This is a genomic window from Sporosarcina sp. ANT_H38, assembly GCF_008369195.1.
GTDB lineage: Bacteria > Bacillota > Bacilli > Bacillales_A > Planococcaceae > Sporosarcina.
In genome coordinates this window covers 1,022,303-1,039,745 of sequence record NZ_VOBC01000001.1, presented here as the reverse complement: position 1 = coordinate 1,039,745, position 17,443 = coordinate 1,022,303, and the positions used below count along the sequence as shown (strand labels likewise).

At 36.2% G+C, this 17,443-nt stretch carries 11 protein-coding genes; all 11 read right to left on the bottom strand.

Features of this window, described 5'->3' with window-relative positions:
* Window positions 1-5: 5 nt before the first annotated feature.
* The 11 genes from arfA to FQ087_RS04735 all read right to left on the bottom strand — a co-directional run bounded on the left by arfA (window position 6) and on the right by FQ087_RS04735 (window position 17,255).
* Window positions 6-1,526, bottom strand: coding sequence for an arabinosylfuranosidase ArfA (gene arfA / locus FQ087_RS04785; protein WP_149579387.1), 1,521 nt, complete (start codon window positions 1,524-1,526; stop codon window positions 6-8).
* Between the two features lie 597 nt (window positions 1,527-2,123).
* Window positions 2,124-3,242, bottom strand: a complete 1,119-nt coding sequence (locus FQ087_RS04780; RefSeq protein ID WP_149579386.1) for a GntR family transcriptional regulator — start codon at window positions 3,240-3,242, stop codon at window positions 2,124-2,126.
* Window positions 3,243-3,414: 172 nt separating this feature from the next.
* Window positions 3,415-4,716: an arabinan endo-1,5-alpha-L-arabinosidase gene (locus tag FQ087_RS04775; RefSeq protein WP_149579385.1), complete on the bottom strand. Its 1,302-nt coding sequence runs from the start codon at window positions 4,714-4,716 to the stop codon at window positions 3,415-3,417.
* Window positions 4,717-4,827: 111 nt separating this feature from the next.
* Window positions 4,828-6,273 (bottom strand): ABC transporter substrate-binding protein, encoded by a 1,446-nt coding sequence (locus FQ087_RS04770; protein ID WP_149579384.1) that lies wholly within the window; start codon window positions 6,271-6,273, stop codon window positions 4,828-4,830.
* A gap of 41 nt (window positions 6,274-6,314) precedes the next feature.
* The gene (locus FQ087_RS04765; RefSeq protein ID WP_223145590.1) at window positions 6,315-7,316 is read right to left on the bottom strand and encodes a carbohydrate ABC transporter permease; all 1,002 of its coding nucleotides are present in this window, start codon (window positions 7,314-7,316) and stop codon (window positions 6,315-6,317) included.
* A gap of 14 nt (window positions 7,317-7,330) precedes the next feature.
* Window positions 7,331-8,185: a carbohydrate ABC transporter permease gene (locus FQ087_RS04760; RefSeq protein WP_149579383.1), complete on the bottom strand. Its 855-nt coding sequence runs from the start codon at window positions 8,183-8,185 to the stop codon at window positions 7,331-7,333.
* A complete protein-coding gene (locus FQ087_RS04755; RefSeq protein WP_255452272.1) occupies window positions 8,182-10,527 on the bottom strand; it encodes a DUF5696 domain-containing protein in 2,346 nt (781 codons plus the stop codon). The genes FQ087_RS04760 and FQ087_RS04755 overlap by 4 nt, the downstream gene beginning before the upstream one ends.
* Complete coding sequence (locus FQ087_RS04750) at window positions 10,520-12,562, bottom strand: YIP1 family protein (RefSeq protein WP_149579381.1); 2,043 nt, start codon at window positions 12,560-12,562, stop codon at window positions 10,520-10,522. Before FQ087_RS04750 ends, FQ087_RS04755 begins: the two co-directional genes overlap by 8 nt.
* Window positions 12,563-12,570: 8 nt before the next feature.
* Window positions 12,571-13,440 carry a carbohydrate ABC transporter permease gene (locus FQ087_RS04745; RefSeq protein WP_149579380.1) on the bottom strand — a complete coding sequence of 290 codons (870 nt, stop codon included), beginning with the start codon at window positions 13,438-13,440 and terminating at the stop codon, window positions 12,571-12,573.
* A gap of 15 nt (window positions 13,441-13,455) precedes the next feature.
* Window positions 13,456-14,337, bottom strand: coding sequence for a carbohydrate ABC transporter permease (locus FQ087_RS04740; protein WP_149579379.1), 882 nt, complete (start codon window positions 14,335-14,337; stop codon window positions 13,456-13,458).
* Window positions 14,338-14,351: 14 nt separating this feature from the next.
* A complete protein-coding gene (locus FQ087_RS04735; protein ID WP_255452271.1) occupies window positions 14,352-17,255 on the bottom strand; it encodes an extracellular solute-binding protein in 2,904 nt (967 codons plus the stop codon).
* Window positions 17,256-17,443: the final 188 nt, after the last annotated feature.

The window sequence follows — 17,443 nt, the reverse complement described above, 5'->3', positions numbered from 1 at the left end:
CTCATTCATTTTTTTGTTTTTCGTAAACGAATCATATTCCAAGACATTTTTGGTAATATCCCAACCAACAATTCGTCTTCTATAAATGATTGACCTTGCTTATGCGGTTTGACTTGTTCATTCGTCAGGATATTGAATGCTTTGGGATTCTCATTTTCAAGTACGACATGTTCAATTATTTCAAGTCCTTCAAATGAACGGATATCAATATCTACCCGTAATACATTTTCTAAATGGCGATTCGTTGCGAAAATAACCAATTCTTCATCTTCTTCATTGTAAACAATCGATGAATCCAAGTAAGGAACATCCGTAAAATCTTTACTATCATATTTAGGGGAATGAACAATAGGGTTTAGCGCCACACCTCTACCAAAAACAGATGTATAGTAATAAGGATAGAAAATGGTTTGCTTCCATGCTCCACCACCTGTCTCAGTCATAATCGGTGCAATAACATTCACGAGTTGTGCCATACAAGCGATTTTCACCCGGTCAGCATGTCTAAGCATTGTATTTAACATACTTCCAACAAGCAGTGCATCTTCAAATGTATAGACATCTTCTAGTTGAGGCGGTGCAATTGACCATGGCTTAATCTCTTGGTCCTGTTTATTGGAATGAAACCACACATTCCATTCGTCAAAGCTCAACATCATTGTTTTTTTACTACGCTTCTTGGCTTTAATATAGTCACAAGTAGCAGTAACAGTTTGTATGAAGCGATCCATATCTAACGAGTTGGCTAAATAGTTGGCTGTATCATTATCACGGTTACCATAATATTGATGAAGTGAAATATAGTCAGCAAATTCGTACGTATGCTCTAATGTTGTCGCTTCCCATTCAGGAAAAGTAGGCATTGCCGAACTTGAACTTCCGCAACTTACGAGCTCGATGCTTGGATCTACCAATCTCATCGCTTTTGCTGTTTCAGCAGCTAAACGCCCATATTCATAGGCTGTTTTTTGACCCAGTTGCCAAGGTCCATCCATTTCATTCCCTAAACACCAAGTTTTGATAGCGTGAGGATTTTCATAGCCATGCTTTCTTCTTAAATCACTCCAATAGGTGCCACTAGGATGATTGCAATATTCTAATAGATTCCTTGCTGCATCTACTCCCCTTGTCCCAAGATTGACAGCCATCATCACATCAGCATTTATCTTCTTGGCCCATGTGGCAAATTCATTGGTACCCATTTCATTGGTTTCAGTCACACGCCAAGCAAGCTCCAAACGATGAGGACGATCTACCAGTGGTCCTACACCATCCTCCCAGTTATAGGCTGAAACCATGTTTCCACCCGGATATCGCACTATGGGTACTTGTAATTCTTTTACAAGATTAATAACATCTTGTCTAAATCCATGCTCATCAGCCGATGAATGACCCGGTTCATAAATCCCTCCATAAACCGCTCTTCCAAGGTGCTCGATAAATGATCCATAAATTCGTGGATCAATCTCAGATATAGTGAAATCCTTATCGACGATCATTCTTGCTTCTGTCATTTCTTTTGACATAATATCTCTCCCCCTATCCATTACTATATAAATTGAAATAAAGAATTCCTTCAAATCTGCTTCGGAGCAAAGGGATGCCTCGCGCCATAGCCTAGTAACTGCGTTGCTAGGTTATGGCTTAGGTTCCTCCTTTGAAGGTGCCTTCGCTCAGTTATATAGGTATTCATATGTTCAACATATATAGTCATTACGCACTTCAGAATAACGTTAACCGCTTTCATGATGATAGCAAGAGGCAAAGCAGAGTCTCTGCACCGTCCCCTAGTGGGACGTACAAGTTTAATATTTACTATTAAAAACACTTAAGTTGTACGTATATCAATGCTAAAGAATTATTAGAGAATTGTCAAGATTAATTTTGTAATATTGCATAAAAAAAGATACCTTTAAAAGGTATCTTTTAATAGTGAATTGTATTCACTTAAGCTTCTGAACACCCCCTATGCAAGAGCATCATCTAATAATATTCCCCACAAGAAACATCATATTTCCCCAACAAAACATGCGGTGTAATTGGGCAATCCACTACAAAAAAGATACCTAAAACAGGTATCTTTTTGTAGTGGATTGTATTCACTTAAGCTTCTGTCCATATTCCTATGCATCAAGCTTCTTTGTCGAATTCCGCACAACTAATGTCGGCTCAAAAATGACCGATTCTATCTTGTGATCTTCTTTTTTATGTTCACCTTTTTTATCATTTATCAAATCTAAAATTAGTTTTGCTGCTGTTGCACCTAATTCGCTTTGGGGGTGTTGAATCGTTGTCAACTTCACTTCAGATATGCTCGCTAAAAAAGAATTATCAAATCCAACGATTGAAATATCTTCCGGAACTTTTAACTTTCGCTCTCGAATAATATCCAATAACTTCATAGCTAGTTGATCATTATAGCAAATAATTGCAGTTGGCCATTCGATATTAGTCAACGATAAAACTCTTTCAAATTCTTCTAACGGCTTAGTCATCATTTCATCCGTTTTGTAGGCAATGATATTATTAGGAATTATCGTTATATGATTGTCACGATGAGCTTTTAAATAGCCCTTCATTCGTTTTGAGCCTTGTTTATCATCCGTTTTAAAAAAACCGACAATATTCTTGTGCCCCAATTCCATCAAATGGGCCGTTTGAAGATATCCTCCCTTTTCATCATTTAACGTAATACTAACGGGATCTAGCTCGTCATAATAAGAGTTAATCATGATATATGGAATGTTTTGGTTCTCCAAATTCAAATAATAATTAATATTTGGATTGGCAATCGCACTTTTTGTCGGTTCAACAATGACACCATCAAACTTTTGTGAAAGAATCGTTTCCAGTACATTTTTTTCGGTTTCATGATTATTATTCGTACTGAATAACATAACATTATAACCATTTTCACTTAGATGTTTTTCTGCACCTCTTATAATAGAAGGGAAAATATAATCTGAAATATACGTCGTAATGATAGCGATATTCTTAGATTTCTCTCCAGTAATTTTTGATGCATTTTCTGTTCGGTCCGCACAAAAAGTCCCGGAACCTTGCTCCCTATATAACCACCCTTCGATCACCAAGTCACCAATCGCGAGTCTAACGGTATGTCGACTAACGCCGAACTCTTCCATTAATTCACTTTCAGAACTAATTTTTTGGTTAGGCTGGTACGTTCCTTCTAAAACTTTTGACTTAATAGAGTCCTTTACGATACTATATTTGGTTTTCATTTTCACACCCCTGGCAGCTTTCTCTCTTTTAATTGAATTGAACGTACAAGTATCTTTCATTATTACTATAATAACATGCAGTACTTCACTTCGCGAATATATATTCCGAAAACGGCATATTAGACCGTACGAGTGAAGGATATACTACATTCTTATCGCAAGTTACAATGGCCTATTCCCTTCGCTTTCCAACCAAAACATTGCCCTCGCTATCCTTCCCCATAAATACAATAGTTTCAATCCATTGCTCCCAATCCCATCCCTGGATCATAATTCCGTCTATTGATGGATGTCGAGAAGAAAATAACGAAAAATAATTATCAGCGTGTTGTTCCACTACATAGGCATTAGGATCATTATGATGGGTAGTAATGCAAATATTCAAGGCATTCATCTTACCATTATTATCTTTATCAAAATAAATACATTCCCAATTTCCCAGTACATCATCAATATTCACCACTTTATCTTGTTCTCCTGCATATCGTTGTGGTGACACAAGTGGCCAACCATCCTCTGTCCACCCAATTTTCCGGATATGTAGATAATGCCCTTTCTTGCCTTCCATACGAACATGATGGACAACATAATAATCCTCTTGATCCTTTAATATAGAATTATGACCAGGAGCTATCCAAGCGGGACCACCATCAAATTGATAACTCCCAAGTACTTTCATCCCAACATCATTTGGGGGAAGTTCAGTATTTGTCATTTCATGCCCCTTACTGTCAACATAGGGGCCTTCAATATGTTTAGAACGCGCCACTCTTATATGGTACGAAGAAAATAGAGAATCATAGGAGACGAATAAGTAATAATAATCAAAATGGGGATTATAAACGATATAGGGACCTTCGATAGCACCTTCAACACTTGCATGTCGTCTAGCTATCAGCGTCCCCTTTCCCTCTTCAGCAAATTTACCCGTTGCGCTATTAATTCTAGCTAAGAAAATCCCACCAAAAAACGACCCATATACCATCCACGGATCCCCTTTTTCATCAATACTTATATTAGGATCAATTGCATTCGGGCCTTCATCTTGTTCAGTCTTGACGACTTCACCCTTGTCAATCCAAGGACCTTCAATATGAGTACTCGTTGCAACACCTATGAAGGATTGTGTCTTACCAAACTGTGATGCAGCATAGTATAGATAATAAGTATCACCAAACTTCGTAACATCTGGTGCCCACAAACCAACTGCACCAGTCCAATTCTTTGCAGGTCCTGGTACTTCTGTAAATGCACGTCCTACCCATTGCCAATTGACTAAGTCCTTCGACTTTCTAATTTGGATGCCCGCTTTGAATGTTCCACCTTCTTGAGCATCTGTTGAGAATACATAATACCAATCCCCCTCTTTATAAATAGATGGATCATGTACATTATGAGTTGCCCAAAGCGATTCGTCTTGCTGTATTCTTTCATCATGCTCTCTGTCTTTTGGAATATTATGTAGAGGTATCATCTTTTCACACCTTTCTACTGATATTAAAGAGAGGCAGGTAAATTCTTTACTTACAAGAATTTCACCTGCCAACCAATCGAACAAACTATCCTTCATTCATTTATTTATTTATCAAAAAAACAATTCAGCTAATGCATCTTCTCTGTACTGATTGATCTTTTCTGTTAAATCCTCAGCAATGTCATGGGCGTTTACATCCCCATTCATAATAGCCGCTTCAACATCCCCATATTCTCCACCAAAGTAAACTTCATCCAAGAATGTTTGGAATCCAGGTTGTGAAGCTCCTCCTAATGGAATTGGTTCTTTTGCTCGTTCTAAGAAATCAGTGTAATACTGAGATTCTGGCAGTAACGCTCTTAATTCACTCCAAATTTTTTCATCCTCGATTAATGGTAATCCATCCGGATGCTTAAATAGTAATGAACCGTCTTCATTTTCCAATGTTTTAAATGCCTGTAATTTTGTTTCCCATCCTTCTTTACCCCATCCAAAGAATTTCAACAACTCATACGCTTCACGTGGATGCTCTGTAGCAGAAGAGAATGAACCGAAGTCAATAAAAGCTGGTTTATGCAATGTTTCTGCAGTATCTCCTTTTGGAACAACATATGGAACCCACTTCATTCCCTTTTCCATAAATTCAGGTTGTGAGAACAATCCAACTGACCACCATGCATCTAATTGCATTGCTAAACGGCCAGTATTTGCCGCCCACAGCAAGCGATCACCGAAAGCAGCTTCAGCTTCATCGGTATCGAATAGCGGAGCATGTACACCACTCCTCACTAGTTCGGCATGTTGGGTTGTCGCATCTGCCCAATCCTTTGTAAGATCGTATTTCTCTCCATCCCAACCGAATTCTCCATTACCATCAGCATTAACGATTGGTGCCATTGTTAGTAATTTTGTATATGAATTATAACCGTAAATCCCTTGTTCTGGCACGGTCATTTCTTTCATTAAATCAATCATTTCACTATACGTCCAATCAGCTGAAGGCATATCCTTATTCATCTTATTGAATAGGTTTTCATCTAAAAAGATTGTATAGGGTTGGTAAGCAACAGGTGCAGCCAGTTTTCTTTCACCATCAAAATAGCCTTGGTCCTTTAATGTCGATAAAACAGTTTCAGACTCCGGGTCATTTTCAAAGTACTCTGTCATGTCTCCTAGCCAGCTATTTCGAACAGCAATGTCTACATTTCCTAAATACCAAAATACATCTGGTAATTCACCTGTACTTGCTAGATTTGTTAAGTGATCGTTCCAACCTTCTTGTTCTAACTGAACGAGCTCAACTGTAATATTTGGATACAGCTCCATAAACTTATTAGCTAACTCCTGATTGAGGGCACCATTAGCCCAAGATGCATACGTCAATGTAATGTCTTCTGTTGTCATAGGTTCTAGAGACAACTCTTTAGCACCATCTTCAGTCTCTTTGTCGCCCTCTTTTTCTCCACCTGATGGTTTTTCATCATTCGAACAACCAACTACCATCAGTAACATTAACAACAGTACACATACAAGACCAGCTAGTGATTTTCGCTTCATAATAGTTCCCCCTTTATAATGAAAAAATTATATCAAGGTGATTACTCACCAGTAATACCACTTTTGTCGACACTTTCAACAAAGTATCTTTGTAGAAAAAAGTAAACGATTAGTAATGGTAAAATACTAATCACCGTCCCCGCCATTTTAATGCCTTCATTAATTTTATTCGGGCTATTTGCTGTGACAGGATACATGGCCTCGTAATTTTGTTCAAATTGCTGTAATTGTAATAAGATTGTCGTTATATCCGTTGATCGACTCGTTAGATAAAGGGTCGTTAAATAGGTTTCATTCCAATACCAAACAAATGAGAATAAGAAGGATACGATAAAGGCCGGGACTGCCATTGGGATAGCAATTTTAAAGAAAATGGTAAATTGGTTAGCACCATCTACCTCCGCCGCCTCATATAATGTTTCTGGTGTTTGTTTGAAAAATTGATAGAAAATCAAAATGAAAATTGTACTATTTAACCCCTGTCCTAATAGAGCCGGAACAATAAAAGCATTTATTGATCCAGTTAATTCCAATGCACTTAATAACCGATACATCGGCATCATCAAAATTTGTGGTGGGATGATAAAACTGAAAATCATCAATCCAAAAAACAGTTTCTTCAACGGGAAGTTGTATCTAGCTAAGCCAAATCCTACAAGGGAAGCGACCACCACCTGGCAAATAGTTGGTAGTAAGGCAAGTAGTAAACTCCCTTTAAAAGCCGATTTTATATTCATTACAGAATAGGCTTGTTCGTAATTACTTGTATAGATAGTAGAAGGTAACCACTTAATCGACATATCAAGCAAATCTTCTAATGATTTAATACTCGTTACAAACATATGTAACATTGGATATAAGTACACAAAACCAATACTAATGAGCAATGTGTATGTAAGTAGTTTTAAAACAAACCCCCTTCTATCATTGAAACCAAAGAGAAATCGAAATGCCTTTCCTTTGACCACTCTAAATTTCTCTTTGTTGCTAATAGCGGGATTTTTCATTACTGAAGAAAAACCTTTTGATTTTTGCAATGACATGGTTTGCCTCCTTTCTATAGTATTCTTTTAGGTTTTTTATCTCGGAAAATCAAGAAAATAATAATCAATAATATTGTTGTAACAATTGAATACATCCAGGCCATTGCAGACGCAAAACCATAGCCTCTCGTTGCCGAAAACATATTTGAATATATCAAGTTAATGATTGGATTCTGATTACTATTGGCCAATGCCACAAGTGTGTAAATTAAATTGATCAAAATAATTGGCTTGATGGTTGGTAGTGTGATTTTCCAAAAACATTCCCAACCAGAACCTCCATCAATTTTCGCCGCCTCATATAGCTGCGGATCAATCTTTTGCAACACAGCAAGAAAGAGCAAAATCTGTACACCTGAGTTCCATAAAATGATAATGATTTGATTAAATAATTCACCAATCACCTGTGCAAACCACATAGGCAGGAACTGATGTAAAGTTGTAATAATAACCTCTTGGTCAGCCAGCGGAATAGTTGCTGCACCTTGACCAATTAGCTGATCAATGACAGGTCCACTTGCTACAATAACAGGCAAAAAGAAAATTGTTCTAAAAGCTCCTTTAAATTTAACCTTTTCATTTAATAGCATGGCAATAATCAAAGCAAATACAACAATAACGGGTACCCTTAGTGCCGTATTCACAAGGAATTGCAATAATTCTTGGATGAAAAACATATCTTTCAGCCAGACATCCAAGTAATTATTAAAACCCACGAATTTAAACTTTAATCCAATTGGCGTGATCCTCATATTATTTAAGCTAAAATAAAAAGATTGGATCAACGGCCATAGTACTAATAATAAAAAACCTATTAGCCATGGCATGATAAATAAATAACCGTAAATCGTTTTTCTTTTTATTCTCAATGGTCTTGCACCACCTTATATGACAAGCCCTTAATGGTTAGTCCGTCGAACTGGACGTCTTGTTGCTGATAGTTGACATAAATGATTGTACCGTTGCCATAAGTTACTTTGGTAACGCCATTTAAACGACTATAATCCTGAATGATAGAACCCTCTGTTTGCTCGTAGACTTCCTTTAACTCCTGGTAGTAAGCTTGTATCATTTCATCGTAACGGTCATATTTTGAACTATAAATATGTGAAGAATTGGTGTTCAGCAATTCTGACGGGTCTTCGTGCGTGATATAGAAAGATGGATTCAACCCTTGTTCCACTAGCTGTAAGAAAAACTCTTTTTGGTTTGCCTGAAAATTGGTATACTCCGAATATAATGGAACAATTCCTCTCAACGTTAGCGCTAAAAACGGAATCTCCTCATCTGTAAACACGTAATTAGATGACTTCATCGGAAGGTCAACAACTTTGTTAGTATAATCCCATAGATAAGAAAATGGCTGCTCTAATAATATATTAAAGTTGTCACTATAATCAGCCACAATCGACTCATAGTATTCTTTGGTCTTAATCCGATCAAATTCTTTACTGCCCTCACTGTAAGAAAAAAGCTCATTCGAAATTCCACTAATCATAATATTATCAACGTCATTATCCTTATATTCCTTTTTCATCTTTTCCATAATATCTGCAGAAGATTGAGGATTTAAGTAACCAAAGGAATTGTAAACTTTACCATAAACGTTTTCATTATAAGCTTGCTTATTGTACTTTTTCATTACTTTATATTTCGTATTTCCTTGTTCTTCTCCGTTAATTCTCAATGCGTCGTGACCAAGGTACAGGTCGATACTTTTATCTTTCGTCTCCTGCATTAAGTCCTGTATTGTCATTTCATCACTTAACTTCGATTCTGTTTTAAAGGATCGAACGGGTAAACTTGCGTAGTAGCCATTATCTTGCCAGCCCTTATAAATAGACAAAATATCTTTTACACCATTGTCTTGCAAACCATTGAAAATTTCACTTGCCTGTTCAAAAGTAGTCATCGGTATATCCTTGTTAAAGACTAACCCTTTTTCTATATCTGAACCCAATAAATCCACTCGTACTTTAAATTCATTGCCCTTTTCAGTAATCAATTTATTGGACAGTAAATATGTACGATATTTTCCAGCCAAACCTACATAATCCGCTTTGTCTTCAGAAACAAAATCATAACGAACCTTAATGTCAAAGTTATTCATATTCTTTTGACGTACAACCATCGTTCCGGAATCCTTACTCGTTGGTTGGTTATACACCTGACGATAAATAAACTTAGCTGTAATCCAGTTATACGGGATAATTGCACCGCTTGGATACGCTTCAACCTTTGCACTAAATTGACCTTCTTCAATAATCCCTAAATAGCCCATTGCTAAATCTGTTTGAACCATACCAAACACTGGAGCCAAAATACGTTCTGGTTTATTAAAAGGATTCATTTGATTAAATAGGGATAAAACATATGAATCATCTATCCCCACATTGGAACCGTAAACCATTTCAGAATAGGGTTGTTTAAATTTGCCATCGTTATCTTTCAATCGAATCAAAGCCCCAGAACCATCAGGTATGAACATATAACCTTCTCGATCATCTAGCTTTGAGTAACCTAAGAAAGGATAGACATATACGCCTGCCACTTTGTACTTACTATTATCCTCTGTAATTTTATCTTGAGGAATTTCCACTTTAAAGCCTTCATCTGTTAAAAGTACTTGCACTTCATAAGAAATTTCTAGCTCCGGATAATAGATATTTGCTACAAAACCATCTGTTGTATAGGTTATTTTCTTTTCTGGATTTCCTGAATACATATCTGCACGATAAACAACAATATTGGTACCTACAAGATACTCCAGAACAATGGACGATCTCATGAAGTTCGTCCATTCCTCATTACTTTTCACCGGCTTGTCAACCGTTGAATACATAACTGCACCCGTATTTTTATCCCTCATAATGATGGATAAATTTTCTTCCTTCATGTACATTTCTTGTTGATCATTCGCTACGACAAATCGATGACCATCAATTTCTTGTTGTGTTACATCGTAAAATCCCGCCCTATTTTCCGGTGTTTTATCATCTTTACCTAGTTGCTCAGGTGCAGCTACTTCAGGCTGTGTTACACCTTCACTAGACCCCTCTTCTTCATTCGAACCTTCAGTAACAGTTGGTTCAGGCACTTTCGGCGGACCTACAATTTCTTTTGATTCTTTTCCCGTAAACAAATAGATTATTACAGCCAATAACAAGACTATAAAAAGGATGGGTTTGATAACGGTTTTAATGTTAACCATTTTCAATTCGATACACCCCCTCATTAATTATTGACATCACAAATGATATCAATTGTGAAATTAATACATAAACAATAAAGATAAGTAAGACAGCTATTAATATCGTAAACATCGTCAAAAAGATGATTTTAATCGTTTCTTTTATTGAATAATCATTGATATCTTTAATCATGATAACGAGTAATATAGCTACCCAAACATAAATAATAACGTTTGTTAGACTCAATAAGTAAGCTTCATTAAAAGTTAAGAAATTACTTGCAATGATGACAAACGGTTTGATGATAAAATAGGGGGCAAAAGAATAGATAAAACCACTATAGATATGCCTAAAGCGCCCTTCACCATCATTTATCGTACAAATGAGGTAGTTTGAAATAATCACTAACAGCAGCGCGCCAAACACTAGGGCAAAATCAGAACCAAGCGCAAAATCTCCTTCTTCAATAGTCCCAAAAATGAAACCTGAATAGTACTTTTCTAATAAATAAATGATAAAGAACACAAACATTAAAATAGTCGATGATAGAATGCTTGTCTTATTTTCATATTTAATGCTGTAAAAGCTATCCAGCGGATGACGTATAAAATTTTTCACAAAAGCAAGATCTTTCATTAACTTAAGATTGTACTTATTATCTATCTTCGTTTTAAACTCAGACCAGAATTGATACTTTTTTTCAATTCTACTAATTACTTTGTTAATAATAAATAATGCAATAATTATAAACAGTAATGCAATGATATTTTCACGCATCCATTTATTACGAAGTTCCCAATACGAATCAGAATAACCCGGTTTATATTTTGCTAGTTTAAATGACGCTAAAGCATCCACATAATTTTCATCTTTAAAATACGCTTCACCAAGTCCTAGATTTGCAAAATCGAATAAACTATTTAGCTTAATAACTTCTTGCCACGGTGCTTTACTACCTTCATAGTCTCCATTTTGATAAAGTGTTAATGCTTTATGGACTAAACTTGCAAATTCCGTGGGTTCGAATACTTGAATTTGTTTTTTCTCAGAGTCTAATGCGAAAATCGAATCATTTTCATCCAATGCAATGGCTGAAATTTTATTGAAAAGACCTACACGCTGCCGTCCATCATCTTGCCCTCCAAACACGAATAGCAAGTTCCCTTCACTGGTGTACTCATAGATAAAACCATTCTCACCTGCGACAAAAACATTTTCTAGTGATCCAACATCAATTGACACTGGAAAAGCGTCAAAAAGATCTGTTCCAATAATATTTTTTCCCGCCATATTCAATTTCTTGATTGCTTCTATTTGTTCACCTTGAGACACGGTGTAGACAAGACCTTTGTCATCGAGGTTAAGATTCTTAGCTGTCGAAGGGATTGTATCAATCATTTTGCTAAGCTGTTCATCTGTAAATATTGCTTTTCTAAAAACAGTTAGCGGCGTAACCATGGTCTTATTCGGTGCAAAATAACCGATAAACTCTCCGTTATTAGCATTAATTTGAATAATACCATTTGAATTACCACGAGAAATAATGTAAATATTATCACGACGATCTACAGCAAGTTTCTCAGGGACAAAGTTAGCTTTTTCACCAAATAAGATACTATCAGGCTTACCAAATTCCGCTAGTAACTCCCCTTCTAAAGAGAATACAAATACTTTTGCCGCTGTCTCATCAGCTACATATAATTTGTTATCCTCCGATAGAAAAATACCATTCGGTTTCTTTAACACTTCTTCACCAATGATACGGATTAGATTTCCTTGTTTATCACCGACCAGAATTCGATGATTTCCAGTATCAGAGACATAGAGAAGTTGATCATCACCAATCGCTAGATCAGATGGCTGCGAGAAAAGTTCATCACCAAATTTTACAATGGTATTAGAAACTGTGTAGGCAGATTGCGTTTCTACATAATTTCCGTAACCATCTTCTGTAAATGTCTTATATGCTGTACCTGCAAATATCACATTTTGATTGATAAAGAAGAAGAGTGCAATGCTAATCAAAAATGATATATACCTTTTCTTACCCAACATTTTTACACCTACTTTAACCCTGAATGTGACATCGTGTTCATTACACTACTTTGTAAAATAATAAATAAAACTAAGTTCGGAATAAACATAATAAGGGATGCAACGGCCGCCATACCTTGTCCAACGACAACATTCGTATTTACTGCAAGTGTATTCATAAAGAATGCTAACGTACGCATATTTTCACTTGTCGTAAACAACGTTGATGTTTCTACGTTATTCCATACTACTTGGAATACTAAAATAGCAGCTGTTGCCAACGCTGGTTTGATGAGCGGCAGAATAATTTTCCAAAAGATTTGAAAATCATTTGCCCCATCAACAATGGCCGCTTCAATTAAGGCATCCGGAATCTGATCAATAAACTGTTTGATCAAAAACAGCCCTACTGGCATAGCAAGCAATGGCAAAATATGAGCAAAAAATGTATCATCAATCCCTAAGAATGAAATCGTTAAAAATCTAGGGATGGTAACTGCAATTGGTACAAACATCAAGGCAACATTATTGATTTCAAATAGTGCTTTTTTTCCTCTAAATTGCTTTTTCGATAGAACAAACCCTGCCATCGCAGAAATAATGATAGAAAAGAATACAACTGCAACTGTGACAATTAAACTGTTCAACACATATCTACTTAAAGGGATTCCGGACGTATTCGCCAAATCAAACAAATTCCTAAAGTTATCAAATGTTGGTGCATTGACGAAAAATCGCGGTGGAAACGCAAATAGTTCATCTAATGGTTTAAAGGCATGATTGATGATAAAGAGAATCGGAAGCATCATGAACAATGCAAAGGGTATTAAAAATACATAAAACTTAATTTGACTCCTATTAAATTTACTTGGATTATTACCACTAACTTTTAAGGCCATAGAATCTTTCCTCTCTTAGGATTCGCTAAACAGCTTTTTCGAGATATAAGAAAACAAGAAAATAATCAGCAATAATACAACTGAAAGTGCTGCTGCATAACCCATTTCAAATCGAATAAATCCATAGTCTTCAATATGGTTAACAATTAATTGTCCCGCATATGAGGGTGTGGGGTTCGATCCTGTCAGTGCCACACCAATAACTCCGGTAGAAAAAGTTCCGACAATAGCCATTACTGCACCAAACAACATTTGTGGTTTCATTGATGGAATCGTAATGTAAAATAGCTCTTGGAAGCGATTTCGAATACCATCAATAGCGCCCGCCTCATAGAGTGTTTCATCTACATTTAGAACACCTGCAAGCATAGCTAAGAATCCAACACCCATACTTCCCCAAAGGGCTACAATAATCATAATTAACATGATAAATCTAGTATCCTGTAAAAATATCAGTGGTTCTGTGAGAATACCAAATTTCATCAATATGCTATTTACATAACCAGCCTGATTACCACTAAACAAGACTTTCCAAACAACAACCATTGCTACACCCGATGTCATAGATGGTGAATAGAAAATTAATGCCAAGATCATACGCGGCACTCTTGTTAATTGTGATAAGCTCCAGGCCAACAGGAAGGATAATATATATCCTCCCGGTCCAACAATTACCGCAAACAATACAGTGTTAGGCAAGACATATTGCATAAATATTTCATCCTGCGTTAACAAGTTAAGATAGTTTAAAAACCCGATAAAGTTAGGTGTTTCAATGGTATTAAAATTCGTAAATGATAGGTAAATGGCCATTACAATCGGGATGATGATAAACACTGAAAATAATAATACATATGGAAGCAAAAAGAGATATGGATTCTTTTTGTCTTTTTGCATACACTTGCCCTCCGTTACTCGTTAGTAAACTCTGGATTTGGATAAGGCTCTATAGTCTCGCCATTTTTCATAAAGCCAAATTCCTCCAACTTCCTAAAAGTTTCACGATTGATACGTTTACTTGCCAAGTCAATAGCTGTTCTAAAGTTTGCTCCATCTAACACAATAGAGTTATAAGCATTACTAATTTCTCTTTCAAGCATGTAACTTCCTGGAACTCTTGGTACTTCTGTGACCCACTCTGTTTGCTCTAAAATTACATTTTTATGATTTGTAACCCAAGGCAGTCCTTCAAAGGCTTCTATATTTGCTGTGTTCCAAATATATTCTTTACCATATGTCGTTTGAAGATTATTACCAAATGCGATCTGTACGTCTGTACTAGACCACCATTTCAAGAACTCCCATGATTCTTCTTTTTTCGCAGAATCCTCAAAAATCACATTACTTTCAGCTCCACCTGCAGACCATCTTTCAATCTCTCCATCTTCATTTTCAATACCAGGCATCAATGCAATATCCCAAGTATTCGCTATTTCTGGTGCTGCATTTAATATCAGATTGTACATGAAATAATCTGATATACCGATTGGTAATGACGTGTCCCTAAATTGCTGATAAAAACTAGGAACTTCATAGGGCATATTGTAAATCGTGAACAGTTCTGTCAATTGCCGCATACCTTCAATGGATTCTTCTTCATTTAATGCCGTTCGACCAATGGTATCTCCGTAAAAATTACCACCATTTTGATAAATAATTGGCATTGTACTAGCAAAGGTCTTTAGACCCGCCATACCTGCTGTCGGATAAAAGAAGTTCATCCCTTTTCTTTGCAACTCTGGAAGATAGGATTTCACTTGTTCGAGTGTATCAGGGACAGGTAGGCCTAGTGAATCTAAAATGTCCTTACGGTAAAATAACACCCAAAAATTCATCGTATCTGGCAAAGCATAAATGCCATTTTTCACTGCGGCAGGAACATGTAAGCCTTCAGGAAACCTCTTCTTCACTTCATCAAAATCATCGAATTCCGTTAGATCTTGTAAGGCTCCTCTTATAGCTATTTCAAAAGGAAGTGCATAATTGACGCCAACTGCTACGTCTGGAGCATCTCCTGAAGCATTCGACAAAATAAGCTTATTTTCATCCGGCATTAGTGAAATATCGACCTGAATACCTGTTGATGGTGTAAACTGTTCGTCAATTAGTTGTTGCATGATTTCAATATATTGTCTTGGCCTGTTAACCCAAACTTGTAGGTGATCTGGATTTACAGTATCAATTGCATAATCTTGTTCACCAAACGACTTCGACAAACGTTCCACTTTGGCCAACTGTTTCTTCATAAACCCTTTTTTTTCTGGAACATCTTCAGCATCTTGATAGAAATACAATTTATCGACAGCTAAGCCGTTATTGATAATTTCTTGCAGTAAATTCCCTAAATGTGCAGTAATAGAGTTCGTTCCCGTTGATAATTCATTTTTTCTCACAATTAACTTATCAACATTTTTCGAAAGACTTTTCAATTGTTTTTCTGCTATATTAAGAGATGAAAATGCCCCTATCTCTGCTACATTAGGATTATACTTTTTAACCCCTTCATAAAGGTCACTCATTTCATCTGTCCAAGTTTGCAACTGCTTGGTAATACCGGGTATATATTTTTCTACATCAATATCACGGTTGCGGTCAATACTAGGACCTGTCAATTTAGTGAGTTCTAATGATAATGTTTGAATTTCTTTCGTTAAATGTTCGACTTTTTCAATCGTCGACTTTATATGATCTAAGCTGATTGTCAAACTGATTGTATGTTTTCCAGCTTCAAGGTAAATCGGTATATCCACGCCCTTTTCGGGGTCACGGATTGTCGTATGCGTAAATTCAGGCGTATAGTCAAACGGATAATTTTTATATTGTTTAAATGGGATGTCACCATCAATCGCCAAGTTTACAAATACCGGGAAATCTATCTTGACATTTTGACGGTAATTCATTCCCATATAATAGTAGCCGGATTTTTCTATTTCAAATTCATATTCGACCTTGTGACCTGGTTTTTTAAATGAATCACTATCTAAATAATTCATTACTCGTTTTCCGGCACTATACGGTGTCAAATCAATATTATAGAGTGAACTAGCCCGGATAGAGGAATCATTTTTATAGGTACTACTTTCTGCTTCTAAGACTATAAATTCATTACCTGCTACCTTACCTTCCGGATAACCAGGTAGCTCATCTACCGAAGCAAGAATGATAGATTGAATTAAGATATTACCTTCGATCGTACGAAAAGTAATCTCATTATCTCCTTTTTGTAACTCGATATAAAAAGGTTCACTACTACGATAACTTGCATCGCTAATAAATTTTTCTTGCCATTCCTTTACCTTGTTCGGTTGCGGAACAATTTCATTACCGTACTTATCTTTCAGCGTTTCGTTAGGTACTTCCCATCTACTTTCAAAGATTAAGTTTCTTAATTCATAAAAAGGAAATTGTCCATTGACCTTCATTTCAAGTTGCGTGGGTAATATGTTATCTCCCTCAGTGGAATACTGTAATCCGATTAAATAAGATGCCGTTTCTGGAGCCTGGATGGTTATGTTCGCTTCATCATTTTGCTTTATTCTCAAAGCAGTCTTTTCATCATTGGAAGTCAATAAAGATGTATCCGTCACCCAATTTTCCGGTTTATCCAAAACTATATCGTTCCCCTGATAGGACTTCCCTCGATGTTCTTTTATGTATGAACTGTATTTGCTCTCAAGGATAGATGCTGCACCCTCTACAACGGTATTTCCTTTTGATTTATCTTTATCATCTTGTGCAAGAATAGCCGGATTTGGATGTTGAAAAATGACTAATGCTAAAATAACACCAACAATCCCTATTTTCTTCATATTCATTGTGCTCAAAATATCACCTCCAAATTTTTCACTAGTCAATTTTTAATTGGCGCTTATTATAGCGTGTAATATGCGCCTTAAGTTTAAGCGCTTTCATAAATAGTAAAAATATACCAAACGTTATTATTACTTCTTTTCAGATGTACGTATCTGAGTGCAATCCAGCGTATAACTTGTACGTACGTCAC

What these genes read in the sequence shown, in the direction of transcription:
- FQ087_RS04775 (WP_149579385.1), bottom strand. Translation starts at nt 4,716, where the DNA reads ATGATACCTCTACATAATATTCCAAAAGACAGAGAGCATGATGAAAGA.
- FQ087_RS04735 (WP_255452271.1), bottom strand. Translation starts at nt 17,255, where the DNA reads ATGAATATGAAGAAAATAGGGATTGTTGGTGTTATTTTAGCATTAGTC.
- FQ087_RS04745 (WP_149579380.1), bottom strand. Translation starts at nt 13,440, where the DNA reads ATGGCCTTAAAAGTTAGTGGTAATAATCCAAGTAAATTTAATAGGAGT.
- FQ087_RS04750 (WP_149579381.1), bottom strand. Translation starts at nt 12,562, where the DNA reads ATGTTGGGTAAGAAAAGGTATATATCATTTTTGATTAGCATTGCACTC.
- FQ087_RS04740 (WP_149579379.1), bottom strand. Translation starts at nt 14,337, where the DNA reads ATGCAAAAAGACAAAAAGAATCCATATCTCTTTTTGCTTCCATATGTA.
- FQ087_RS04770 (WP_149579384.1), bottom strand. Translation starts at nt 6,273, where the DNA reads ATGAAGCGAAAATCACTAGCTGGTCTTGTATGTGTACTGTTGTTAATG.
- FQ087_RS04765 (WP_223145590.1), bottom strand. Translation starts at nt 7,316, where the DNA reads ATGTCATTGCAAAAATCAAAAGGTTTTTCTTCAGTAATGAAAAATCCC.
- FQ087_RS04755 (WP_255452272.1), bottom strand. Translation starts at nt 10,527, where the DNA reads ATGGTTAACATTAAAACCGTTATCAAACCCATCCTTTTTATAGTCTTG.
- FQ087_RS04780 (WP_149579386.1), bottom strand. Translation starts at nt 3,242, where the DNA reads ATGAAAACCAAATATAGTATCGTAAAGGACTCTATTAAGTCAAAAGTT.
- arfA (WP_149579387.1), bottom strand. Translation starts at nt 1,526, where the DNA reads ATGTCAAAAGAAATGACAGAAGCAAGAATGATCGTCGATAAGGATTTC.